Below are 24,724 nucleotides of genomic sequence, written 5' to 3' on the forward strand. Positions count from 1 at the left end.
CTTGCCCCTTTACTTGCGCGAGATTTCGGCGAGCGGCAGGTTACAGCAGGCGCTGTAGCGAACCCCGTCGATGTCAGCGCGGTGGGCGAGCACAAGGTTGGGGCTGACCAGCGGAATGATGACGTTATCTGCCATCAACTCTCGGCCCAGCTCCTCATACTTCGCAGCGGCCTCTTCACCCGACGCGGCCAGCGCCTGCGCGTAGATTTCGCCCTCTTTCTCGTTCAGCACCGTCTCAGGCGATTGGTAGCCCGCTCGGCTGACCCAAGTGGAGCCTTCGGTCATCCCGAAATAGGCTGCATATTGGCCTGATCCGTAGTAGTCAGGTGCGTAATAAACCGCTGTAAGGTCAGCCGTACCGGCGGCCATCTCTTCGCGCCAGACCGGATAGGTCACCGGTTTGAGCGTGACCTCAACCCCCACCTGCGCGAAGTCCTGTTGCAGCTTTTGCATCATCACGTTGAGGTCAACGCCGTAGACGTTGTCGTTGGGATAAACGGCAACCATCTCAAGCCCGCTGTCCATGCCCGCCTCTGCCAGCATCGACTTGGCTTTTTCCACATCTTGCGCGCGCGGCTCAAGGTTCTGGGTGCCCGGAAAGCCGTTGGGAATGGGTGCTGCAATCTTGTTACCGTTGCCGCCGACGGTGAATTCGATCATCCCGTCATAGTCGACTGCGTAGGTCAGCGCCTCGCGCACCTGAGGGGTCAGCTTGTCCTTCATCGCGGTAGAGCCCGGCATGAAAGCGAAGTAGACGAAGTTGAAGGAAGGGATAATCTCAGTCACCACGTCCGGGGTATCGAGGGATTTGGCCGTATCTGCGTCAATCTGCATGGCAATATCGACTGAGCCCGTTTCCAGCGCCTGCGCCTGAATGACGGAATCCTGCATCTGCGTGATCACCACCTCGGCAAAGGCGGGGGCGGTGCCATAGTAGCTGTCATTGCGCGACAGACGCAGCTCGTCTTCGGGGGCGTAGTTGACCAGAACGAATGGCCCACTGCCGACCGAATTCTCCAAGAACCAACCTTCGGCTCCATCGGCAGTCGCCGCAGTTTCATCCGCCAGCGCCCCGCCCGCCATCGCGGCTTCGGTGTTCAGGATACCTGTGTAGGGGGCGGAAACCTTATTGAGAAATTCGGAGTTGGGCGCGTCTACCGTTACTTTCACGGTATGGGCATCAACCGCTTCAATGGACTGCGTGCCATCCATCAAGAAGGAGGGCGACCCTTTAAGGTTGCGCAGCCGCTCGAAAGTCCAGACCACGTCGGAAGCTTCAACTGGGCTGCCATCGGAAAAGACGGCCTCGGGGTTTAGGTTGAAGGTGAACTCAGTGAAATTCTCGTTGTGCTCCCAACTTGCCGCAAGTTTTGGCTCAAGTGTCTTATTGTCTGCACCGAGTGTGATCAGCGGTTCATAGACGGCCGTGAGATATATTTGGCAGGTGTCACAGAAGGCCCGCGACGGATCAAGCGAGTTGACGTCCATGGAGCGGCCCACGACGAGCGTATCCTGCGCTGCCACCGCAGAGCCGAACATCAACGCGCTGGTCGTGCCAAAAAGCAGGGCAGTGCCCCGCCGCCGTGCCGTGGTCTTGAAAGATGAAGTCGTATTCATACCATAGTCCCCTTTGCTTGTTTCCCCGCCCCAGCATTCTGTGAGGTCGATGGTTCGGGCAGGACTGATTTGCCATGCCCTTTCGGGCAGGTGACCGCCAATTTGCCCGTCGGCCGTCTGGAAAATGACTGTGATCGGTGCGATTTATTAGCTGGCCCGCTGTGCCATAGAGATCAGGTTAGCGAGGGAATTTTTGGCTGCATAGAGGGTATTGATGGTCAGCAAATCGCCTATAGCTCGCTGTTCTGGAACAGCTCAAATAAAGCTGAATCATCGTGCCCAGTGGCATCAAAGCGTATAAAATCATAGTGTGGAGTAAACCGCTCAGCGTTTAACCGTTGCGAAACACTTAGCAAGTTAGTGATAGAAAGTTTTGTTATTTCTCGATTGGCTCGCGCGCTGGCAGAATCTCTGGCAAGAAGCAGCGCAAGTAACAGGTCGATGCACGAATGCTTTCGGTCAGATAGCCTTCGGTGATGCAGCGATGCTGTGACCACGAGATAGCCCAGATGCCATCCATGATCCCGATCGACAGCCCAATGCGGTGCTCAAGATCTGGCACGGCAGAGAAGTCGAACCACCGCCTGAACTCTGCCGTGCGGATCGCTGAAAGGGAGGCATTGCCTTGCAAATCCAAAGTGCGCACTTCGGCACTTACTCCCGCCCCCATGAAAAGCCGCAGCGCGGCAGGATGGCGATTGAGGTACGCGGCCCCGTCCATCTGTCGGCGGCGGATGATCTCCTGCCAAGAGCCGGGGGGCGGGTCCAACGGCTTTTGTGCGAGTGCGGAAAGCGCCTGATGATAGCGCTGCGCCAAAGCAACAAGGATCGCGTCTTTGTTGGGGAAGAAGTGATAGATCGAGGGTAAAGGGACGCCCGCCGCCTCTGCCACGACGGCAAGGCTTATGTCGCTGTCGGGCGCTTCGGTCAAAATAACCTCTGTGGCGTCAAGGAGTTGCTGAAACCGCGCAATACCTCGCTGCCGCTGTGGCTCTCGGATCCCAGCTCGGCGTGCCACGTGCATTTCTTGGTCCATTGCGTCTCGCTTTTTGTTTATCGAATACCCACTGCTTGAAAGGCTAAGACGTTAAACCAAAACGTACTACATTATTCACAAGAGTTCTTGCCCCCCTTACTTCAGATTAACTCTTGCTCCCAATCTCAAAGCCCAGGGTCTCAGATTTTAGCTGCCGCTGAGTTTGTTGATTTTTCTGCCCTAAAGAAATGATCGAACCCAATTTCTGATCTCCGATTGCGGTCACAGACAAAGACGGCCGCCGCAATACTCGATATGCCCACATCTGGGATTACAAAAACACACAAGCGTTAAGTCGGCTGAAGCCAGATGCTCTGATACTGAGCCCCGTTCTATCACTGGTCAGTACCTTGAAGTGATAGCAAAACACCGCAAGAATGCACATCGTAATGAGATGTCGCGCAAGGCGCAGATGCGGCAGTCGGTGTGATATATGTGGGCGTCCCGTGTAGGAGGCACCCCCAAATCTCTTCAGTACTGACATCGAAAATTTCGCGGAAAACCTCGTGAATACAAGGTGGTACCCAAGGTCGGACTCGAACCGGCATGCCTCGCGGCGGGGGATTTTGAATTCAGTCGAAACCTTTATATTTCAGTCTCTTAAATACATGTAGCTCACATCAAAATGGGTAAAATTTCGAATATTGTATGAGTACGGTTTGTGGCACTGGCCATAAGCCCTCTCATCGCGACGATCATAAGTCATCTGTTTCAGAGGTAAGCTTGGTCCGGCAGGAAAAACCTGCCGAACCGCCTGCCTCAGCTCCAATGTGCGACGGACCGTCGCTCGAAGCTCTCGCGGAACTGCTGTGTCGATTTGGGCATCACCTCGCCGCTGCCCCAGTCAAGGATCACCGCGTATTGCCGCACCGCGTCCATCTCGTTGATCTCGCCATTGCGGTACAGGCGCGAAACCTCTTCGGGGTCCATCCGCGCCCAAGCCTTGCGGTTTTCGCGGATATGCGCCCGGGCCTTCCCGGTTGCCTCGACGTCGATTTCATAGTCCAGCATATCGGCGTCATTTACCTTGATGACCACGCCATAGTCGATCTTTGCCCGCTCGACCGAGACATATTCGTCAATCACATCATGACGCACCCGCTCTGGGTCGCGCTCCATCGGATCGCCGTATCCACCACCGCCTGCCGTGGGTCGGGTAAACCTGTCACCGCTCTTGATCTTGTAGTTGGAGAAGACGGATCCCAGCCAGTTCTGTTCGCCGGTCTCTGCGTGTTCAACCATCAGACCGTGGGGCATGGACGGCAGGCCGCCTTCAACGCCCCAAACAACGGCCCGTTCCCGGTCGCAGATATAGGACATCACGGTGTTGTCTGCCTCCAGCAGAGTCGAGGCCTTGATAACGCCCGCACCGCCGCGCCATTTGCCGGGGCCGGGGCTGTCCTGCTTGATCTGGAATTCATCCGCCCGCGTCGGGTTTACCCGCTCGTTGCCCTCTGAAGGCTGCGACATCAAACCAGTGCCGAAACATGCGGTGGTGACATCGCTGCCGTCCTTGCCGTTGCGCCCGCCCCAGCCGCCGGGGAGCCATTCGTAGAACATGTAGATCGGCTTTTCAGGCTTGCGCAGGTCGTTGCCCCCGGCAAGTAGGTATTCAAGGTTAAAGGCACAGGCGATCGCGCGTTCTGGCATGATCTGGGACCACATCTCGAAAATCGCGTTCATGATCTTCTCAAACGGCATCAGGAAGCCGGTGACGGCAACGGGCCATTCGGCGCTTACCACGCTGTTCTTGGGCGCTTTGATCTCGACCATTCGGTAGAACCCGCTGTTGAGCGGCAAGTCAGGAAAAAAGGTCTTCATCCCCGCCACCACGGCCGAGAATGTCGCCCCATGCGCGGAGTTGTAGATCGACGAGATCGTGGGGTGACTACCCTCGAAATCATAAATGATTTCATCGCCTTTGATCGTCATCTTGATGTGGATCGGGATCATCCCCTCGCCTGCTCCGGGGTCGCGATCGATGTAATCCACGGCCTCCCATGTGCCGTCGGGCAGGTCCGAGATGCGCTGGCGCACGGCGCGCTCGACATAGTCCTGAACCTCTTCCATGCCTTGGGTCACCTGATCGCGCCCGTATTTTCCAACAAGGCGTTGAAGTTCGCGTTCAGCGACCTGCGTGGCCTGCGCCTGCGAGTGGATGTCACCGATGATAGAGGCTGGATCGCGCGTGTTGGCCGCAATCATATTGGCTACGTCGGCGCAGAACTTACCCTTGCGGAACAGCCGGATCGGCGTGATCCGCACGGCCTCGCCAAACATCTCATGGGCCGTGACGTTGAACGATCCGGGCACCGAGCCGCCAAGGTCAGACCAATGCCCGTTGGACTGCGAGAAGCCGATCAGGGTTTCTTCGTCAAAGATCGGGCGGATCAGGCGCACATCGCTAAAGTGCGTGCCCCCCGCGTAGGGATCGTTGATCGCATAGACATCGCCGGGGTACATATCGCCCTCAAAGGCGCGGATCACATCCTTGCAGGTGTAATGCAGCGTGCCCACATGCACCGCGATATCCGAGTTGCCCTGCGCCACGCAGTTGCCTTGAGCATCATGCAACCCGTTCGAGAAGTCACGGTTGTAGATCACAAAGGAATAACAGGTGCGCAGCATTTGCTCTGCCATCTGGTCGACAGAGGTGATGAAAGAGTTTTTCAGAACTTCGAAGGTGACCGGATCAAGGTCGGGTCTGGATAGGGTGTTCATGGTTCAATCCTTCACGCGAATGAGAATGTTCATGTATTGATCGACCGACGCCTTTGCCTTGGGCGGTATGACCACAGTGGAATCGACTTGCTCAACGATGGCGGGGCCGCTGAACTCGGCCCCAGCCTTCATTTTCGACCGGTCATAAACGGCAGCCTCGCAGGCCTCGCCTTTGAACCAGACGGCGCGGTGCCCAGCAGGTTCGGGCGTGTGTTTGACCACGTTGAAGGACGGCAATTCGGCCTTTTGCACCACGCCGGTGGCCTTGACCCCGGCGCGAAAAATGCTGACGGGGGAATCTTCGCGCCGGAAATTGTATTCCCGCTCATGTTCGGCGTGAAATCCGTTCACGAGGTCTTCGGTGCTGGTGATCTTTGACGGTGCCAACACCGCCAGCGAGCGCCACTGACCTTGATACATCATCTCGACCGTACGCTGCAAAACCGTGTTGTCCGGCGATACGCCCTCGTGGCGCAACCGCTCGACGGCCTCTTTCTCGATCCGGGCAAAGGCGGCTTCGAGGTCTTCGGGCGTCGTGCTGGCGGCATCGGCCATGAAACTGTCCGAGAAGTCATGCTGGATATCGACCAGCAGGCACCCCATTGCGGAGGTGACACCGGGGTTGGGCGGCACGATGACAATCGGGATCGACAACTCGCGGGCGACCGCCGCACCGTGCAGCGCACCGGCCCCCCCGAAGGCGACCAAGGCGAAATCGCGCGGGTCGTGGCCGCGGCTGATCGACAGCAGGCGCACGGCGTTGGCCATATTGGCATTGGCCACATCGATGATGGCCTCAGCCGCCGCGTGCAACTCCATCCCAAAGGGCTCCGCCACCGTTTCGCGCACCGCCTTTTCCGCGAGGTCGGGGTCGAGCGTGATGTCCCCCCCCGCGAGGCTGTGGCCTAGGCGGCCAAGGACGACATTGGCGTCGCTGTTCGTGGCGACCTCATTGCCGTTGGAATAACAGGCCGGTCCGGGATGCGCCCCGGCAGATTGGGGGCCGTTGCGCAACGATCCGCCCTCGTCTTTCCACGCCAGCGATCCGCCGCCCGCGCCGATGGTCAGCACCTCGATGCTCGGAAAGCGGATCGGGTAGCCGTATTCGATATACCAATCCTTGGTGACCGTGGATTCCCCCCGGTACGTCAGCGATACATCGGTGCTGGTGCCGCCCATGTCGAACCCGATGGAGTTCTCATAGCCGCAAAGATTGCCGATAAAGCGGCTGGCGATGGCCCCCGCCGCGATGCCAGACCCGGCCAAGCGGGCGGCAAAATCCTTCACGCTCGCGGGGGTCATCACGCCACCCCCGGTGTGCAGCAGCAACAAATCACGTTTGTAGCCGCCCTCCTCCAGCTTGTCGCTGAGACGTGACACGTAGTCGACCACCACGGGCGAGACGACCGCGTTGACCATTGTGGTCGAGAACCGCTCGTGTTCGAAAATCTCAGGCATCACCTCGGATGAGATCGAGATATGCACGTCCGGCATCACCTCGCGAAGGATTTCGCGCATGCGAACCTCGTTCTCGCCATTGACGTAGGAGTTGATGAAGCAGACCGCGATTGCTTTGACGTCGCGCTTCTTGAGCACGGCAGCGACGCGGCGGGCGTCCTCTTCGTCCAACTCTCGGATTATCTTGCCGCTTGCGTCGATGCGTTCTTTGACGGTCAACCGGTCGCGGCGGGGGATGTAGGGTTTGGCCACGTCCTTGTAGGTGTCCCAAAGGTCTTCTTTGTTCGAGCGCCGGATTTCCACAACGTCGCGGAAGCCTTCGGTGCACACCATCGCGGCGCGTGGGAGTTTGCGGGTAATCAGCGCATTGGTGGCCACCGTTGTGCCATGCGAAAACATGGTGACATCCGAAAGGTCGACCTGAGCATCCGACACGCCTGTCATGATCGCGCGCATCGGGTCATCAGGTGTCGAGGGGGTCTTTTCGATGCGAATTTGACCGCTTTCCTCGTCCATGATGCATACATCGGTAAAGGTCCCTCCGACGTCTACCGCCACTCTCGTCTTGGTCATTTGCTGTTCCTAACTTGTTGCACGCCTGTCGGATGGCCGACCGGCATTGTTCTGCGCCGCGAGGGCTCAGTCATTTGGTTTCGTTGAATGGGTGTTGCTTGGTCAGTCGGGGCGGTGCTCCGCCTCCGTCCGGGCTTTTTTGCGGGTTGCTGTTGGCGTGCAGCCAAAACGGCTGCGGTAGTGTTTGCAGAACTGCGCGTGGTCGTAGAAACCCCATTTGTGGGCGATCTGTGCCATCGTCGAACTGTCATGGCCCATCGTGAGCGTCTCGTAACATCGGGTCAGTCGCTTGTCGCGGATATAGCCCGCGACCGAACAGTCGTTCTCGGCAAACAGACCTTGCAGGTAGCGTCGCGAAATCCCGCAGGATTCCGCCACCAGCATCGGGGTCAGCTTTGGGTTTGCGAGGTTGTCGCGGATGAATTGCTCTGCGCGTTGCAAATGTGCAGCGCGGATGGTGGAAACGGAACTGTCCAGAATACGATCATCGCTGCGCATCGACAGGCAAAGAAGGTCAAGCAGGTGCTGGCCTGCCAATTCGCGCGCGGCGTCGTTGATGACTTCGATACTGTCGATGGTGTTACGCACCGCCCCCACGAAAAATGACCCGACACCCGATGTCGCGTCAAAGGTCAGCGCGCTGAGACGCTCAGTCGGCCCCAATCGGGACTGCACGCTGGCGGTCGGGACTTTGAGCACCCAAAGCTTGTTGCGCCGCGCATGGGAGAATTCATAAGGCATGTCCCCCTGCTCCACCAAGAAACTGCCAGGCGCGCAGCGGGTCTCGCGCGATGACTGCTCAAAGAGCACATCCCCTGCGTGAGGGATCGTGATAAGCAGGCTGCTGTCCTTTTCTTCGGCAAAGTGGCTTTTGTGGCGGCGGTACATGACGGCGTCGCAGTGCATCTCTGACAGCCCCAGAATGCCCAGCCCCCACGACCTGAGCGACCCGTTGAACGCCTGCGGATCGTGGCACTGTACCGACAGCGGAAAATAGGTCTCAGAGATTGTCCGGGACCATATCGCGCTCTTGTCGGTCGCTCCGCTATTATCGGTTGAAACTAACATTCCTTACTCCCGTCCAACGCTTTGCGTGAAACCGCGGACCTCAAACCCTTCGGTAAACTCTATCCAGAACCAACGCGCGAAATAGGTGATTTGCGCACAAAAATTTGGATCAGTTTTGGCGGGCGGCATTTTCGAGGAACTCAACCTCGATAAAGGCAAACTCCCCGTCGTTCCCGTTCAGCACATCATGCTCAACACCGCGCTTGCGGAAATAGGGCACCCCGACCTTCAGTTCCGATCGGCTGAGGACCCCCTTCGCATCGCGGATTTCCAGCGCCCCGTTCTGGATGGGCACAACCAGATAATCGTATTCGTGGCGGTGCCAGCCGGTATTGTCGCCGCGCCCCGAAAAACTCCAGCGAGTGACGCGGGTGCGCGGGTTCTCGATTAAAACGGCCGAAACCGCGGTGCCTCGCTCACCGGCGTTGCACATCCTTCACCCCCTCCTCATCCTAGATCGGCGCAGCATGCTGCACCCCTATCAAGGGCAATGCTAGCCATTCTCAGGCCATCCGTCGAATGATTTGGCGCAGCGCGGTGAATTCGCCGCCAAAGGGTCAGCCGACGAGCGATATCACCAAGGGCAGTGAAATCGCGGAAAAGGCGGTGCCGTAAAGAACGGTGCGTGCGGAAAGCGGCACGCTAATCCCCTCTGCACGCGCCATCACATAGACATTCGCCGCCGGGGGCAAAGCGCCCATGATGATCGCGGTCGCAACCCAGATTGGATCGAACCCAGAGAAGACCGTGAAGGCCAAGGCCACCGCCAGAGGATGCAAGATAAGCTTCACCCCAAGGCAGGCGCCAAGCCGCGCGCCCATGGCGCCCCCGCGATTGCGGGCCAATGTGAGGCCCAGCGAAAACAGCGCTGCGGGGGCGGCGGCGTTTTGAAATCCGGTGAGAGGCGTGTCGAGGAAGGTCGGCAGCACCCAGCCCGTGCGCGCAAAGACGAGTGCGGTCAGCGTGGCAAGGATGAACGGATGGGTCACAACTTTGCGCAGGGATTGAGTCAAACGGGCAAAGCCGCGCCGCCCTTCGCCGATCATAGCGGGCCAAATGGTAAAGATCAGCAAGACATCGGCGCAGAACACGAAAGCCGCGGGCGCCCCCGCCGCGGGGCCAAGCACGGCGACCGTCAGTGCAGGCCCCATGTAGCCAATGTTGGAATAGCTCGCCGCAAGGCCGAAGACTGCCGCATGGTCCCCGGTCTTGTTGCCGCGCCCGATCAGCCAGCCGATCAGGAACATCAGCCCGGTCATCGCGGTGGTCACGGCCAGAAAGCCCAAGAGACTGGCCGCGCCCGGCGGCACCACCCGCACCGATTGAAATAGCAGCGCTGGCAGCGCGAGGTAGAAGATGAAAGCATCCAGCCAGCGCTGCTGTTTCGCCCCGTGCCGCAGCAAAAGCTGGGCCACAACACCTGCGAGAATGTAGATAAAGAAGGGTGCGATCAGGCCCAGACCAGCGATCACAACAGGGCGCTCGTCAGCTTTGACACGATACTCTCACATGCGTTGGTTCGGGAATTCATGGCGCAACTCTATGGTTAAAGTCCGAGAGCGGTACAAGACTGTTGCGCCTAAAATTGCAACTTGGGAGATAGGAAGGCAGAGGTGAAATACGACTTCAGCGCTTGTTTGGCGGGCGTCAACGGTATGGACCGATTGACGGCCAGCCCGACATCCATCGTGGGAATTTCCACATCTGTCACCACCGTTTCGATCCGTCGTCCTTCCAGTGACCAAGGCCGGTAGACCATATCCGACAGGATCGTGACCCCCTGACCGTTCGCCACCAGCGAACGCACCGCCTCCACCGAAGACGTGCGCAACTTGATGCTCGGGTGCGCGTTGTTGCTGTTCCAGTATTTCATTGAGGAATGCGCGGCTTCGTCCACGGTCAGCATGACGTATGGCTCTTTGGCAATGCTATGCAACGACACTGCCCCGCCGTCGCAAAACCGATGCCCCGCCGGGACCCACAACCGCCTTGGGGATTTCAGCAAAGTCAGCGTCTCGATCCCGTCGCGGTGGATGTTCGAGGTCAGGGCGACGGCCATGTCGATCTGACCGCGCAGCAGTTGTTCCTCAATGCTCTGGCGGTTCAATTCGACGATGCGAATGTCGATACCGGGGTAAAGCTGCGCCAACCGCCCCAGATGGAACGGCAGGAAATATCCAAGGACCGTATAGGTCGCTGCGATGGTCAAGCTGCCGGTAATGTCAGAGGTGCCACGGTGAATTTGGTGGGCTGCATCGACCTTTTCCAGAATGTCCCGCGCCACCGGCAGGAACTCCCGCCCCGCATCCGTCAACTCCATACCCTGAGCGCGGCGTTGAAATAGGGTAACGGCCAAAAGCGCCTCAAGATCGCGGACCGACCCCGTAACCGCAGATTGAGAAATCGAAAGCAATTTTGCCGCCCGGCTGACCTGTCCGGTCTCAGCGGTCGCCACAAAATACTTCAAGTGCTTAAAATTCAACCTCTACCCCCTGATCCGCAGCACCAAGAATTATCTAAAAATCCAATAATGCAACAATGAAAAAAAGAAATATCAATTTTGTATCAAGCTGCCATCATAGGTCCAGACCAGTGGAGGTGTGATGATGAAAGAGGCCGTCGATCTAAATTGTGACATGGGCGAAGGATTTGGCCAGTGGGTGCTGGGCGATGCGCCGGACGAAGAGATCATGCAGATCATCAGTTCCGCCAATATCGCAGCGGGTTTCCATGCCGGCGACCCCAACTCAATGGACCGTGTCGTCAAATTGGCTCAGGCGCATGGCGTTGGGCTGGGCGCGCACCCGGGCTATGCGGATCTTCAGGGCTTCGGGCGGCGCTACATAAAGACCGATGCGGCAGAGTTGATCAATGACATCGTCTATCAGATTGGCGCGATCCGCGAATTTGGTCGCCGCCATGGCGCACCCTTGCAGCACATAAAGCTTCACGGTGCGCTTTATATGGAAGCTGCTGTGAATGAAGAACTATCGCAGATGCTGGTTGATACACTACAGGCCACCAGCCCCGACGCGCTGCTGTTTTGCATGAGCGTCTCAAAGACCTATGCCGCCGCCAAACGGGCGGGCCACCCCGTCATCCGCGAGTTCTATGCAGATCGGGACTACGGCAATTCCGGTTCAATCGTCTTTACCCGGCAGGTCGGGCGGCCCGATCCACAACAGATTGCTGAGAAATGCGTTAAGGCATGCAAGACCGGCATGGTCACCACCGTCGAGGGCGATGAGGTTGAAATCCCGTTCGACTCGATCTGTTTTCATTCCGACACGCCCGGTGCGCTGGCTATGGGCCAAGCCATCCGTGCGGGCCTGCTTGACGCAGGCATACGCATCGCCAGCGCCGCTGAAGTCGCGAAAACCCTTTAAGTACATCACTCTAGCAGGAGACCAACATGACACAGGTTCTTTCCCCCGTTCCCGGCACATTCTACACCCAATCTGCACCGGGTGAGCCGCTATACAAGCAACCCGGCGACGCGGTCGCGGCAGGCGATACCGTCGGTCTGATCGAAGTCATGAAGACCTTCATCGACGTGAAGGCAGAGACCTCGGGAACCTTCAAAAGCTACCTGATCGACGATGGGGCGGCGATTGGCGCGGGCGCACCGTTGGCAGAAATCGAGGACTGATACATGGCTATCAAACGCTTGCTGATTGCCAACCGAGGTGAAATCGCCGTGCGGATCATCCGCGCTGCCAAGTCAATGGGCATTCACACCATTCAGGCCCATTCCGAAGCCGATGCGGACATGTTGGCCGTCCGGCAGGCGGATGAGGCCGTCTGCATCGGCCCCGCACAGGCCGCGCAATCGTATCTGAACGTAGAGGCCGTGGTCGCGGCGGCCAAGGCAACCCAAGCGGATGCGGTTCACCCCGGATATGGTTTCATGGCCGAGAATGCGGCCTTTGTCCGCGCGCTGGAGGAGGCTGGCATTACGTTTGTCGGCCCTTCGGCGGACACGATTGATCGTATGGGCGACAAGGTGGCGGCAAGGCAGGCTGCCGAGGCGGCGGGCGTACCTGTCGTGCCCGGCTCGAAAGGGCGTCTTGAGACGGTAGATGACGCCGTGTCAGTTGCTGCAGGTTTGGGGTATCCGGTGATGATCAAGGCCGCCGCCGGGGGCGGTGGCAAGGGAATCCGCATTGCCGACAACGAGGCCGATCTGCGCAAGATGGCCCCGCAGGCGCAGGCCGAAGCGAAAGCGGCCTTTGGCGATGGTGGGCTTTACCTTGAACGGGCGATCCAGTTACCGCGCCATATCGAAGTGCAAATCATGGGCGACGGCACCGATGCGGTTCATTATTTTGAGCGCGAATGCTCAATGCAGCGCCGCCGCCAGAAAGTCTGGGAAGAAGCCGGGGCCGCTTGTCTGGACGAGGCCACCCGCCAGCACCTATGCGATACCGCCGTGTCATTGGCCAAGGCCGTCGGCTACGTTGGTGCGGGGACATTGGAGTATCTTTACGACAGCGCAACCAAAGAATTCTTCTTTATCGAGATGAACACCCGCATTCAGGTGGAACATCCGGTAACGGAAATGCTGACGGGCACGGATCTGGTGCAAGAAATGATCCATGTCGCCGGCGGTGGGAAACTGCGTCAGTCTCAAGAAGACATCACCCGCAGCGGCCATGCGATCGAGGTGCGGCTCAATGCCGAAGACCCGATGATGCAGTTCCTCCCCTTCCCCGGTCAGGTCAGCAGCCTGAAGCTGCCCGAAGGTGACGGCATCCGCTTTGATCACTTCCTCTACGAAGGCTATCAGGTGCCGCCGTTTTACGACTCCCTTTTGGGCAAGCTGATCGTCCATGGCAAAGATCGTGACGCCGCGATCGCGCTGATGATCACCGCGCTTGAGGGGCTAGAGATTGGCGGGCTGAAAACCACCAAACCGCTGCACCTTGCTTTGGCGCATGACCCTGCGGTGCGGGCGGACGATTTCCATACGCAATGGCTCGAGCCTTGGCTGGCGGCGGGCAATCTCAAACCAACCCCCTAACCACAGGAGGCAACTCGTGAAAACACGCTATACCTACGGCGGCGACGAACATATCTACGTCGAGATGGACGATGAAATGTCGCTTGACGCGTTCTTTAAGTCCCTATCGATGAGCAACGCGGTGCGCGAGGCCAAGATCGAGGGCGTCACGGAAATTTGCCCGGCGAACGCCTCCTTTCAGGTCCGCTTTGACCCTGATGTGATCGCGCCCAAAGCGATGCTGAAAAAGGTGCAGGAGCTTGAGCATAAGGCCGGGGATGCAGAAAAACGGCTGAAGACGCGGATCATTGAAATCCCCGTCTATTACCAAGACCCTTGGACGCACGAGACCCTGATGCGGTTCCGTGAGCGCCATCAAGACCCGTCGGGCACCGATCTCGACTATGCCGCGCGGATCAACGGGTTTGACAGCGCCAAAGCCTTTATCGAGGCGCATCACGCGCAGCCGTGGTTTGTGTCGATGGTGGGCTTCGTTGCTGGCCTGCCGTTTCTCTATCAACTTGTTGAGCGTGACAAACAGTTGCAGGTGCCCAAATACCTGCGCCCGCGCACAGATACGCCCAAGCAGACCGTGGGCTATGGCGGCTGTTTCTCTTGCGTCTATTCGGTGCGGGGGGCTGGCGGTTACCAGATGTTTGGGGTGACGCCGATGCCGATCTTCGATCCCGAGCAAAAGCAAAGCTACCTGCGCGACTTCATGGTGTTTTTCAAACCGGGCGACATCGTGAAATGGAAGCCGATCGACCGAGAGGAATATGACCGCATTCTCGGCGAGGTGGAGGCCGATACCTATGTGCCGCGCATCGCTGAGGTCGATTTCGATCTGGAAGCCTTTAACGCGGATATGCCCGGCACCAACGCCAAACTGATGGAGGCGCTCAATGTCGCTTAAAGTCATTCAACCGGGCCTCTCAACCTCAATTCAGGATTTGGGCCGTCCGGGCTATTTCCACCTTGGCATTCCGATTGGTGGCGCAATGGACCGTTTCGCGCTGCGCGTGGCCAACATGCTGGTCGGCAACCCCGAAGGGGCTGCGGGGCTCGAAGTGGTGTTCATGGGGCCCGAGATCGTCTTTGAAAAGGACGCGCTCGTTGCCGTGACCGGGGCGGATTTGCCTGCCAAGGTCGATGGCAAACCGCAGGAGGGCTGGACCGCCTTTGAGGTCAAAGCCGGTCAGACGCTGAAGTTCGATTTCCTCAAATCCGGGGCGCGGGCCTATATCGCAATCAGCGGCGGGATCGATACCCCCCCTGCCCTTGGTAGCCGCTCCACCTACCCAATCGGCGCACTCGGCGGTATCGAAGGTCGCAATGTACAGGCCGGAGACGTGATCCCGTTGGGCGAAGCGGAGATGATCGAACCGGGTCTGAATGTTCCTAAGGAGTTGCGCCGCCTGCCGGACAACCCCGCCGAACTGCGGGTGCTGCCCGGCCTTTATTGGCACCGCCTGACCCCTGCCGCGCAAGAGGGGTTCTTTGACGATGACTGGACTGTCGCACTTGAGGCGGACCGGATGGGATACCGTTTCAAGGGAGGCAAACCGCTTGAGTTTGTCGGTCGTGAACAGCCTTTCGGGGCCGGGGCCGATCCGTCCAACATTGTCGACGGCTGTTATTCCTACGGCTCCATTCAGGTGCCAGGTGGGTTGGAGCCGATCGTTCTGCACCGAGATGCGGTGTCGGGGGGCGGATATTTCACTTTGGGCGCGATCATCTCGGCCGACATGGACCTGATCGGACAGTTGCAACCGCATACACCGGTTAAGTTCCGCAAGGTGGGCATGGACGAGGCGCTGAAAGCGCGCAGCGACCGCAAGAAGATGCTCGCAGCGGTGCGTGCACACCTCGGCTAGCCCAGGCGTGCACACCTCGGCTAGCCCAGTGTAAGTGAATGGCCTCGGCGCCCTGATCGTTTCAGGCTGCCGGGGCGACACTTCGATATGCTCTCTTGAATGCAAATCGCGTTTAAGCTCTGATGTTGCGGGCAAACATCCATGTCGGGGCGCGAACTTCACGGTTAGAAGGGAAAGCCCCCCAAACGCCCGTTGGTCAGGCCCATATGCACAGACTTGCCTCTCCCCCAAACCACAAACGACGGGTGCTGCGGGTGCGTGGCACCGATGTCACCCTGCTGGAGGAAGTGCGCAAAATGGCCGTGGCGGACCTCGGCATCGACATCGAGCACGAGTCTCTGGATTTCCTGACCTGCCAGCACCTCGCAGCAGTAGACCCGACGGGCTACGACGTCTACGAGCAATGCTTTCACAACCTCGATATCGTCTGGTACTGGGGCGCGTTGCAACCGATCCAGACCGACCGGATCAATCAATGGGATCACATTGGCGACCTTGCCAAGGACGGCGGGATTAGCAAATACACTTGGCAGGGCCATGGCGACGCCCCGGTACGCAAGCTGTACGTGCAGCCCGACGGGACTTTGGGTCAACAGCCGATGCCGACCATCAGCATGTTGCCTACAGCCCATAACGTCGACAGCTTCGGATTTGACCGCCGTCTGTTCGGCGATGAGGGGCCGGAGGGATCAAGCTGGGCGTGGCTGCTTGACCGGCGCGCCCGGGGCCGGATTGCATTGGTGGACGAGCCGGCGATCGGCATCTTTGATGCGGCCCTTGCCGCTGAAGCCAATGGTGATCTTACCTTTCAGGACATCGGGAATATGACTGTCGATGAGATCGACAGCCTGATGGCGCTGCTTGAGACCTTGCGCCAACAGGGCTTTTTCGCGGGCAGTTGGGTTACACCCGACGAGGCGGAGGCGTTCATTCAGACGGACCGCGTGTCAGTGCAGAGCATGTGGTCGCCTTCCTATGGCAACTTGGGCGAGATGGCCGGTATTTTCCGCGAAAGCGTGCCGCGCGAAGGCTACCGGGCGTGGCATGGCGGGGCCTCGCTTGCACGACACCTCGAAGGTGCAAAACTGGACATGGCCTATGACTATCTGAATTGGTGGCTTACCGGCCCCGCGGGCGCGCTCATGGCACGGCAGGGGCATTACATGACGAATTCAAAGGGAGTCCGGGAGTATCTCAGCCCCGAAGAATGGGGCTATTGGTATGACGGAGACCCTGCCCGATGCGACCTTAAGGGGCCGGACGGCAAGATCGTCGTGCGCACGGGCCAGCGTCGCCCCGGCGGTGCCTATCGTGAACGGGTCAGTCGGATCGCGCTTTGGAACACTGTCATGGACGAGTACAACTACGCCGCCCGCTCTTGGAACCGCTTTATCCGGACTTTGGGAAGCTCGACCACATGAGTGCAAGGCCGACCACCCCCGGGCAAGACCCGCTTTATGAAACCATCAGTCGCGTTCTGCGGCACAATATCCGTTCGGGGCGCTTGCCGGAGGGATTTGTTCTGATTGAGGGTCCGATTGCCAAGTTGATGCAAACCAGTCGCGCGCCCGTCCAGGCCTCTTTGCGCATCCTCAACGCTGAAGGGTTGATCCACCGGTTTCGCGGGCGCGGTTATCTGGTCGGGGATGGAGCGACGAGCCTTACGCCGATCCGCAAATCGCTGGAGGAGTTCGGGTTTGAAATCCCGGATGTCTCACGTTCAGCCCTCGCGGTCCGCGGGACGTGGCAGCGGGTCTATGACAAGGTAGAGGCCGAGATTGCCGCCTGCCAGATTTTCGGAGAGTTTAGGGTCATTGAAACGGAACTGGCCAATCATCTGGGCGTGAGCCGCACCGTGGCACGCGACGTGCTCAGCCGCCTTAACGAACGCGGGTTGATCCGCAAAGGCGCCACCTCGCACTGGCTAGCCGGGCCGCTGACGGCCCGAACCCTCCGCGAGAAATTCGAGCTGCGCAGCATCATGGAACCTGCCGCTTTAATGCAGGCCTCAGATTACATCGACCACGCGCAGATCATGCAGGTGAGCGCACATATCGAAAGCGGCAAGGCAAAGAACTCAGCTCAACTTGAAGATGAGCTGATGCGACTCTGTCTGGGGCGGACGCCGAACAGTGCGCTGGTGGAAATCATTAGCAACAACCGCCTGCTGCTTTCGGCAATGGACAAGGCTCTGAGCGACCTTGGATTGCCCGTAGATCCCGTCGCGCTGGATCAGTACCAGACCCTGTTCGAGCTAATCGGTTCACGCCAAATCGATGCAGCTGCAGCGTACCTTAGGGAACATTTGCGCGTCTTGTCGTTCAAGAGCGTTGCCCGGCTTAAAATCGTTGCGCTGATTCCTGAAAGCGAGTCGCTGCCGCCCTATTTGACCCCGGTTATATAAAAATGGATTTCGGACCCTAAGTTCATTTTCATACTGAGTAAAATTGCATCTTTTCGATCATTTTTCCACCTAAGGTAGCTTTTCCGGCTCTAAATTTCGAAAAGATGGCTATTGCTATGTAGTCAAATTAGCCATTTCATACTTTATACATTTTGCGGAAAGGTGCCGAAAGAGCGACCTTTTGCTCCCCCGATACCGTTCGAGGGGACATCCGCGAAAGAGAGAGGGCTCTATGACGCAAAGCGAACCAATTTTTCGGATGGAAGGTGTGACGCACAGGTACGGCGATCTGACCGCACTTGATGACATCGATTTTGTCGCCGAAGACAACAGCTATATCGCCCTACTCGGGCCTTCGGGATCCGGCAAAACCTGCCTCCTGCGGGTAATCGCGGGCTTCGAGAAGCCGGACAAGGGGCGCATCTGGTTTCAGGGGCGCGACATCACCGACCTACCCGCCCACGAGCGCGGCATCGGTTTTGTGTTTCAGAACTTCGCCCTCTTCCCACATCTGACCATCTTCGAGAACGTGGCCTTTGGTCTACGCAATGGCGCGGTCAAAGTGTCGGAGACCGACATCGCCGATCGGGTGACGGACGCGATCGACATGGTGGGCCTCACAGGATTGGAAGACCGCAGCCCGGATCAGATTTCTGGCGGCCAGAAACAACGTGTCGCCTTGGCGCGGTCGCTCGTATTGCAGCCCAAACTGGTGCTTTTGGATGAACCTCTAGGTGCGCTTGACGCGAACCTGCGCGAACGGATGCAGATCGAACTGCGGGCCATTCGCGAACGGCTTGACGTGACCTTCCTGCATGTCACGGGCAGCGAAACCGAAGCGCTCGCGATGGGCGATAAAGTGGCGGTGCTGGATCAGGGACAAATCGTACAATACGGAACGCCCGACGCGATTTACGACAGCCCGGCAATTTCGGATGTGGCGCTGTTTCTCAACAGGTTCAACCTATTCAATGGCGAACTTCAGGGAGATACCTTTGTTGGCCCCTTTGGCACCGTGCCGGTGACCGCCGCGCAACCGAACAAATCCGACGTCTATGCCATCCGCTATGACCGTACTCGGATCTTTAGCGCAGACGCCGTTGACCTGCCCGGCCCGGCCTTGCCCGTGCGCTACCTCGCCAGCGAATATCTCGGCTCGTCGATCGTTTTCCTGTTCGAGACCAAGGACCGCAAGACCGTCGAAGTCGACCACCACCTCAGCCTTGGTGAGCCCCGCGATCTGACGGTCGGAGAGAACTACACACTGTCATGGGATCCCGCGCAGGCGATCGTATTCGGAAAGGAAACCGCAAGATGAGCGCTGCAACTTCGAACCGGGACAAGTCAAACACTTTCCGACTACTCGTCCCCGGCGTGGTCTGGATGATTCTGTTCCTCGTCGCCCCGATCATGATGATCCTTTATGTTTCGTTCTGGACGCAGACGACCTTCTCGATCAACTCGACACTGACTCTCGACAGCTGGAAGAACTTCTTTGCATCAGAGGCTTATGTCGGTGCCTTGTGGACGACAATCCGTTTGTGGCTCATCGTTCTCACGCTGACGCTTCTGATCGGTTATCCGGCAGCGCTTTTCGTAGGGCTGCTCGTCAAGAGCAAGACGCTCTCGACGATCCTGCTGGTCCTTTGCGTTATCCCCTTCTGGACCTCCTTCCTAATCCGCGTTCTGGCCTGGCGCCCCATGCTAGGCAAGGAAGGCGCGATCAATATTATCCTTCAGAAACTGGGTCTTATCGACAGCCCGATTGAGGTGCTGCTGTTCTCGGAACTGTCGGTCGTCATCGGCATGACCCAGATTTACGTGGTCTTCATGGTTGGCCCCATCGCCTTCATGCTGGGCCGCATCGACCGCAACATTATCGAAGCTGCCCGTGACCTTGGCGCAGGCTTTGGGCGCATCTTCTGGAAAATCGTCCTGCCGCTCAGCCTGCCCGGTGTCGTGGTAGGTGCCATCTTTGTCAGCGTCATGGTGCTGGGGGAATTCGCCACATCCGGTGCCCTGTCGGGCCGCAAGGTGAACCTTTTAGGCAATATCATCGTGACGCAGGTTGGGTCGTTAAAATGGGCGATGGCCTCGGTTGTCGGGGTGATCCTGACGATCCTGCTGGGCATCGTGGTTGCAGGCTTCCTGCGCATCGTCGACCTCAAGCGGGAGATTTAAGAGATGGAATCCAAAGTCCTCAAGCCAATCCTCGCGGTCTATGTCGGCCTGTTCATCCTGTTCCTTTATGGTCCTTTCATCGTGCTGGGCATCCTATCCTTTCAGCAAGGCCCGGAGGGCGGCCCACAGTTCCCGATTATCTCTTGGTCAACCTATTGGTATCAACACCTCTTCGGCCTGACGCCCCCCTCCCGGATTGCGCCCCTGCCCGTTGGCGAAGCGCTGATCCGCTCCTTGGTGCTGGCCTTTATGACAATGGTCACTGCGACGGTTCTGGGTGTCATGGCAGCACAGGCGTTCCGCAAGCGGTTCCGCGGCGCGGGCATCGTGTTCTACCTGATCGTGCTGGGCATGATGGTGCCGGGGGTTCTGACTGGGCTGGGCACCTCGCTTTTGGCCAACAATGTAGTCGGGATCGAGCGGCATTGGTGGAGCACGGCGTTTCTGGCGCATGTGGTCTATACCTTCCCCTTTGCCTTTTTGGTGATGCTGGCGATCCTCAACCGCTTTGACGGATCGGTCGAAGAAGCCTCCTGGTCGCTAGGCGTGTCGCCGATCACGACCTTCCGCAAGGTGACCTTCCCGCTGATCTTTCCCGGCGTGCTGTCGGCCATGCTCTTTGCATTCACGCTGAGTTTCGACGAATTCCCGCGTACGCTCTTTGCATCCGGACGTGACCAGACCCTGCCTCTTGCGATCTACGGCACCTTCTCGGTCGAAATTCACCCGAACATCTTTGCCTTCGGCGTAATGACCACCCTGTTCTCATTTGCGCTGCTGTCGGTCTACGGCATCCTGATGGCGCTGAGCGTGCGGCGCGCCAAGAAGATGGCCATGCAGGAAGACATCGCATGAGCACCGTGATCATCACAGGCGCAGGATCGGGGATCGGGCTGGCTGTCGCCACAAAACTCGCGGCACTGGAGTATAATGTCGTCGTGAACGACTACGACGCCGATGCCGCAGAGCGTGCGGCTAAGGAAGTCGGCGGCATTGGGGTGCAGGGTGATGTGTCGAATGAGGCAGATGTGGCCCGCATGGTGGCGCGCTGTACCGAAGCCTTCGGCGCACCGACGCATTTGGTCAATAACGCGGGTCATGTTCACCAGTCGCGGTTTGTCGATCTGGCGCCTGAGGACTTTGACCGCATGGTCGCGGTTCACCTGCGCGGCACCTATCTGTGTACCCGTGCTGTCCTGCCGCAAATGCTGAAAAACAAAGCCGGTTGCGTGGTCAACATGGCGTCGCAGCTTGGCCAGATCGGCGGGATCGAACTGGTCCATTACTCCGCCGCAAAGGCCGGGATCATCGGCATGACCAAGGCGCTAGCTCGCGAGGTGTCGACCCAGGGCGTGCGCGTCAATGCCGTGGCGCCAGGCCCGATCAACACACCACTGGTGCGTGCCCTGTCGGACGACTGGCGCGCGGCCAAGGCTGCCGAGCTTCCGCTGGGCCACTTTGGCGAGCCGGAGGATGTGGCCGAAACTGTCGCTTTCCTATGTTCAGAAGCCGCACGGATTTACGTGGGCCAGACCCTGTCACCCAACTCCGGAGACGTAATGCTATGACCTCAATCGCGTTGATCACGGGCGCCGGCATCGGCATCGGTCAGGCCACGGCCAAGGCGCTGGCCGCACGCGGCGACCATGTTGTCGTCACCGACGTACTCGAAGATGAGGGCCGCAATGTCGTGCAGGAAATCCGCAAGGCGGGCGGCAAGGCCGAATTTCAGCATCTCGACGTTACCGACACCAAACGCGCTGACACCGTGGTCAAGGATATCGAAACCCGCTTTGGCAAGATCGACACGATCGTGGCGAATGCGGGGATTGCCCACCGCGTCCCGCTGGAGCAACTGACAGACGAGAAATGGGATCAGACATTCGATATTGATCTTAAGGGCATGCTGCGTGTGATCCGCCCGGCCGCCGCCGGGATGAAAGCCCGCGGCAGTGGCGCGATTGTCTGCCTGTCGTCGATCATGGGCGTCGCCTATGGCTGGGACGAACATGTTCATTATTCCGCCGCGAAATCTGGTGTCGTGGGGCTCGTCCGGGGCTTGGCGGTTGAGTTGGGTAGCCATGGGGTGCGCGTGAACGGCGTGGCGCCGGGCTACATCCGCACCGCCCAGCTTTTGTCAGAGAAACATTCACTTGGTCCCGAAGGCGCCAAAACAGTGGGCGAGATTGTCCCTCTGGGCCGCATCGGACAGCCCGATGACATCGCTGATGTCGTGGGTTTCCTCGCGTCGGATGCGGCGCGGTATCTGACAGGACAGGTCATTACAGTGGACGGTGGGCTGATGGTCGGGCGCTACTGAACACGCAAGGAAGGTCTGCCTTCCCAACAAAAACTAAAATTAAACGACCGCAACAAGGAGTATAAAAGTGACACACTCAAATTTCTCTAGGCGCAACTTTCTAAAGACCACGGCAGGCAGCGCAGCGCTTGCTGCTGGGGGGATGCCGTTCCTTGGCGCTCAGCAGGCATTCGCTGCCGAACTGAGCAACCAGGAATTGCGGACTGTCGGCCTGTCGGTCACGGTTCAGGAACGCATCCTGAACGATTTCAAAGAGCAATCCGGAGTCGGGTCGGTCAGCGGCAAGGCAGACATTTTCCCCAACACCCAAACAGAGATCCTCTCCGGGTCGGATGCCTATGATTGCTGGGAAATCATCGGTGAACGTCTTGCTGCGATGGTCGCCACCGACAAGCTGGCGCCGATCCCTGCCGAGAATCTTAAGAACTGGGCCGGTATCCGCGAGACCTTTACCAAATCGTCCGACCGTTGGGACCTCAACCGTCAGATCGTCGGCCAGATTTGGGAAGACGAGAGCCAGACCCGCCTGAACATGGTGCCGACGGTCTACAACTACGACTCCATCGGCTACCGTCCGGACCTAGTGGAAGCAGAGGAAGCCGCGAAGTGGTCCTCCCTGTTCGATCCTAAGTTCAAGGGCAAGACCGGCCTGAACGTCGACCCGCTCATTGCATTTGGACAGGCAGTCCTGGCCATGAACGAGCTGGGCCTGTTGGAAGTCGCCAACCCGGGCAACCCGGATGCTGAAGCCATCGAGGAGGCCGCCAAGTTCCTGATTGCCAAGAAGAAAGAAGGCCAATTCCGCGCCCTTTGGGGTGACTTCGGCGAGTTGGTGAACCTGCTGGCATCTGGCGAGATGGTCATCGCCGACGCGTGGCAACCGGCTGTTATGGCGGTCAAGGCGCAGGGGGTCGAATGCTCCTATGCCACGATGGACAGCGGCTACCGTGGCTGGGCGATTGGGGTGGCCCCCCTCAAGACGTCCTCGAACCTCGAAGCGGTCGCGGCCTATGCCGATTACTGGCTCTCCGGCCCGCCCGCCATCGCGGTGTCCGAACAGGGCTACTACTCGCCCACGACCAACGTCAAGAACGTCATGGACCCCGACAAATATGCCTTCTGGTACGAGGGCAAGCCATGGGTCGGCGCAACCGAGCGCGGCATAAAAGAAGGTGATCTGCGCGATGGCGGCTCTCTCGCAGAACGCGCCGCGAATGTCGCCTACTGGCACCAGTGGCCGGACGAGTACGACTTGCTCATCCAAAAGTGGGACGAATTCCTCTCCGCTTAATGCACCAATGGTTCAGCCAGGCAACCGGCTGAACCTCCCCCCTTCCCTTTTCCCCCGAACAGGACGTTTTCCCTTGGCCTACGATCTACAGCTTACAAATGTCTACAAGACCTACGACAATGGAACTCCGGCCGTTATTGACTTCAATCTGGATGTCGAGAAAGGGGAATTCATCGCATTCCTTGGCCCGTCGGGCTGTGGCAAATCCACGACCCTGCGGATGATCTCGGGGTTTGAGACGGTGACCTCCGGCGATCTGATGATCTGCGGCAAACGCGTGAACGATCAGCTTCCCGAAAAGCGCCCCACCTCGATGATCTTTCAAAACTACGCGCTCTTTCCGCATATGAACGTGCGCCAGAACGTGCTTTTCGGTCTTGAAGTCAAAAAGATGCCGCGCGACGAGGCGAACCGCAAGGTCGACCAGATACTCGAAAAGCTTGGCCTGAGCAGCATCGCCGACATGCCGACCTCCCGCCTGTCTGGCGGTCAGCGCCAGCGGATCGCACTGGCCCGCTCGCTTGTGGTTGAGCCCGATATTCTGCTACTGGACGAACCGCTCGGCGCGCTGGACGCGAACCTGCGCAAGAGCATCCAGAACGAGCTGAAGCTGCTTCAGCGCGACCTTGGCATCACCTTTGTGTTCGTGACCCACGCGCAGTCCGAAGCGCTCGCCCTGTCCGACCGGATCGTGGTGATGAACGCGGGCCGCGTGGAACAGGTCAGCCCCCCACGTGAGCTTTACACCCGCCCCAGCAGCCAGTTCGTGGCCCGTTTCATCGGTTCAAACGCTATCCTCCCCGGCACGGTCAGGGAAGAACAAAATGGCATCGTGATGCTCGACACGGCCTTTGGCACCTTTGGCGGGGCGAACCGCGCAGGTATCGACGCGCATAAGGGGCGAGAGATGAGCATCATCCTGCCCGCCGAAGCGGTGGACCTTGTGCCTGCCGATGTGCCCCAAGATGAGATACGTGCCAGCTTTGGCTCCAACGCGATCCCCTGCACCATCGACAGCCTCCAGATCGTTGGGCACATCATGCATATGATCGTGCGTTTTGCCGACGGCAAGCTGATCAACGTCGAGGGCCATGTAGATAAGTATCGCAACAGGCTGAAGGCCGGGGGAAGCGCGTTTATCGCGTGGAAATCCACCAATGCCAGCGTCATTGACCACTGAGG

The 24,724-nt window shown here is 58.7% G+C and carries 22 protein-coding genes; 14 read left to right on the plus strand and 8 right to left on the minus strand.

The window, feature by feature from the left end; genetic code table 11:
• Positions 1-9: 9 nt before the first annotated feature.
• The 8 genes from BM229_RS18300 to BM229_RS04480 form a co-directional block, all read right to left on the minus strand.
• Complete coding sequence (locus BM229_RS18300) at positions 10-1,617, minus strand: ABC transporter substrate-binding protein (RefSeq protein WP_208604023.1); 1,608 nt, start codon at positions 1,615-1,617, stop codon at positions 10-12.
• Between the two features lie 376 nt (positions 1,618-1,993).
• Positions 1,994-2,653 carry a TetR/AcrR family transcriptional regulator gene (locus BM229_RS04450; RefSeq protein ID WP_093926446.1) on the minus strand — a complete coding sequence of 220 codons (660 nt, stop codon included), beginning with the start codon at positions 2,651-2,653 and terminating at the stop codon, positions 1,994-1,996.
• Between the two features lie 759 nt (positions 2,654-3,412).
• The gene (locus BM229_RS04455) at positions 3,413-5,374 is read right to left on the minus strand and encodes a hydantoinase B/oxoprolinase family protein (RefSeq protein ID WP_093926447.1); all 1,962 of its coding nucleotides are present in this window, start codon (positions 5,372-5,374) and stop codon (positions 3,413-3,415) included.
• A 3-nt stretch (positions 5,375-5,377) separates the two neighbouring features.
• A complete protein-coding gene (locus tag BM229_RS04460; RefSeq protein ID WP_093926448.1) occupies positions 5,378-7,405 on the minus strand; it encodes a hydantoinase/oxoprolinase family protein in 2,028 nt (675 codons plus the stop codon).
• Between the two features lie 102 nt (positions 7,406-7,507).
• Positions 7,508-8,473, minus strand: coding sequence for an AraC-like ligand-binding domain-containing protein (locus BM229_RS04465; RefSeq protein WP_093926449.1), 966 nt, complete (start codon positions 8,471-8,473; stop codon positions 7,508-7,510).
• A gap of 109 nt (positions 8,474-8,582) precedes the next feature.
• Positions 8,583-8,906, minus strand: a complete 324-nt coding sequence (locus BM229_RS04470; RefSeq protein ID WP_093926450.1) for a cupin domain-containing protein — start codon at positions 8,904-8,906, stop codon at positions 8,583-8,585.
• 124 nt (positions 8,907-9,030) lie between these two features.
• Positions 9,031-9,945 (minus strand): AEC family transporter, encoded by a 915-nt coding sequence (locus BM229_RS04475; RefSeq protein ID WP_093926451.1) that lies wholly within the window; start codon positions 9,943-9,945, stop codon positions 9,031-9,033.
• A gap of 107 nt (positions 9,946-10,052) precedes the next feature.
• Positions 10,053-10,955 carry a LysR family transcriptional regulator gene (locus BM229_RS04480; protein ID WP_093926452.1) on the minus strand — a complete coding sequence of 301 codons (903 nt, stop codon included), beginning with the start codon at positions 10,953-10,955 and terminating at the stop codon, positions 10,053-10,055.
• Positions 10,956-11,076: 121 nt separating this feature from the next.
• On the opposite strand from BM229_RS04480, the gene BM229_RS04485 reads away from it, so the two are divergent.
• The 14 genes from BM229_RS04485 to BM229_RS04550 all read left to right on the plus strand — a co-directional run bounded on the left by BM229_RS04485 (position 11,077) and on the right by BM229_RS04550 (position 24,722).
• Positions 11,077-11,859, plus strand: coding sequence for a 5-oxoprolinase subunit PxpA (locus BM229_RS04485; protein WP_093926453.1), 783 nt, complete (start codon positions 11,077-11,079; stop codon positions 11,857-11,859).
• 26 nt (positions 11,860-11,885) lie between these two features.
• Positions 11,886-12,122, plus strand: coding sequence for an acetyl-CoA carboxylase (locus tag BM229_RS04490; RefSeq protein WP_093926454.1), 237 nt, complete (start codon positions 11,886-11,888; stop codon positions 12,120-12,122).
• A gap of 3 nt (positions 12,123-12,125) precedes the next feature.
• Positions 12,126-13,493 carry an acetyl-CoA carboxylase biotin carboxylase subunit gene (locus tag BM229_RS04495; protein ID WP_093926455.1) on the plus strand — a complete coding sequence of 456 codons (1,368 nt, stop codon included), beginning with the start codon at positions 12,126-12,128 and terminating at the stop codon, positions 13,491-13,493.
• Between the two features lie 16 nt (positions 13,494-13,509).
• Positions 13,510-14,385, plus strand: a complete 876-nt coding sequence (locus tag BM229_RS04500) for a 5-oxoprolinase subunit B family protein (RefSeq protein WP_093926456.1) — start codon at positions 13,510-13,512, stop codon at positions 14,383-14,385.
• The gene (locus BM229_RS04505; RefSeq protein WP_093926457.1) at positions 14,375-15,346 is read left to right on the plus strand and encodes a 5-oxoprolinase subunit C family protein; all 972 of its coding nucleotides are present in this window, start codon (positions 14,375-14,377) and stop codon (positions 15,344-15,346) included. Before BM229_RS04500 ends, BM229_RS04505 begins: the two co-directional genes overlap by 11 nt.
• A gap of 254 nt (positions 15,347-15,600) precedes the next feature.
• Complete coding sequence (locus tag BM229_RS04510) at positions 15,601-16,767, plus strand: ABC transporter substrate-binding protein (protein WP_244152109.1); 1,167 nt, start codon at positions 15,601-15,603, stop codon at positions 16,765-16,767.
• Positions 16,725-17,750 carry a GntR family transcriptional regulator gene (locus BM229_RS04515; RefSeq protein ID WP_139226260.1) on the plus strand — a complete coding sequence of 342 codons (1,026 nt, stop codon included), beginning with the start codon at positions 16,725-16,727 and terminating at the stop codon, positions 17,748-17,750. The genes BM229_RS04510 and BM229_RS04515 overlap by 43 nt, the downstream gene beginning before the upstream one ends.
• 232 nt (positions 17,751-17,982) lie before the next feature.
• A complete protein-coding gene (locus BM229_RS04520) occupies positions 17,983-19,068 on the plus strand; it encodes an ABC transporter ATP-binding protein (RefSeq protein WP_167360190.1) in 1,086 nt (361 codons plus the stop codon).
• A complete protein-coding gene (locus tag BM229_RS04525; RefSeq protein ID WP_093926460.1) occupies positions 19,065-19,931 on the plus strand; it encodes an ABC transporter permease in 867 nt (288 codons plus the stop codon). Before BM229_RS04520 ends, BM229_RS04525 begins: the two co-directional genes overlap by 4 nt.
• Positions 19,932-19,934: 3 nt before the next feature.
• On the plus strand, positions 19,935-20,786 hold the full coding sequence (locus BM229_RS04530; RefSeq protein WP_093926461.1) for an ABC transporter permease: 852 nt from the start codon (positions 19,935-19,937) through the stop codon (positions 20,784-20,786).
• Positions 20,783-21,499: an SDR family NAD(P)-dependent oxidoreductase gene (locus BM229_RS04535; protein ID WP_093926462.1), complete on the plus strand. Its 717-nt coding sequence runs from the start codon at positions 20,783-20,785 to the stop codon at positions 21,497-21,499. Before BM229_RS04530 ends, BM229_RS04535 begins: the two co-directional genes overlap by 4 nt.
• On the plus strand, positions 21,496-22,251 hold the full coding sequence (locus BM229_RS04540) for an SDR family NAD(P)-dependent oxidoreductase (protein WP_093926463.1): 756 nt from the start codon (positions 21,496-21,498) through the stop codon (positions 22,249-22,251). Before BM229_RS04535 ends, BM229_RS04540 begins: the two co-directional genes overlap by 4 nt.
• Positions 22,252-22,318: 67 nt before the next feature.
• On the plus strand, positions 22,319-23,542 hold the full coding sequence (locus tag BM229_RS04545; protein WP_093926464.1) for an ABC transporter substrate-binding protein: 1,224 nt from the start codon (positions 22,319-22,321) through the stop codon (positions 23,540-23,542).
• A gap of 73 nt (positions 23,543-23,615) precedes the next feature.
• Positions 23,616-24,722: an ABC transporter ATP-binding protein gene (locus BM229_RS04550; protein ID WP_093926465.1), complete on the plus strand. Its 1,107-nt coding sequence runs from the start codon at positions 23,616-23,618 to the stop codon at positions 24,720-24,722.
• The last annotated feature ends 2 nt before the right edge of the window (positions 24,723-24,724 follow it).

Origin of the sequence: Sulfitobacter dubius, assembly GCF_900113435.1 — a bacterium.
Classification (GTDB): domain Bacteria; phylum Pseudomonadota; class Alphaproteobacteria; order Rhodobacterales; family Rhodobacteraceae; genus Sulfitobacter; species Sulfitobacter dubius.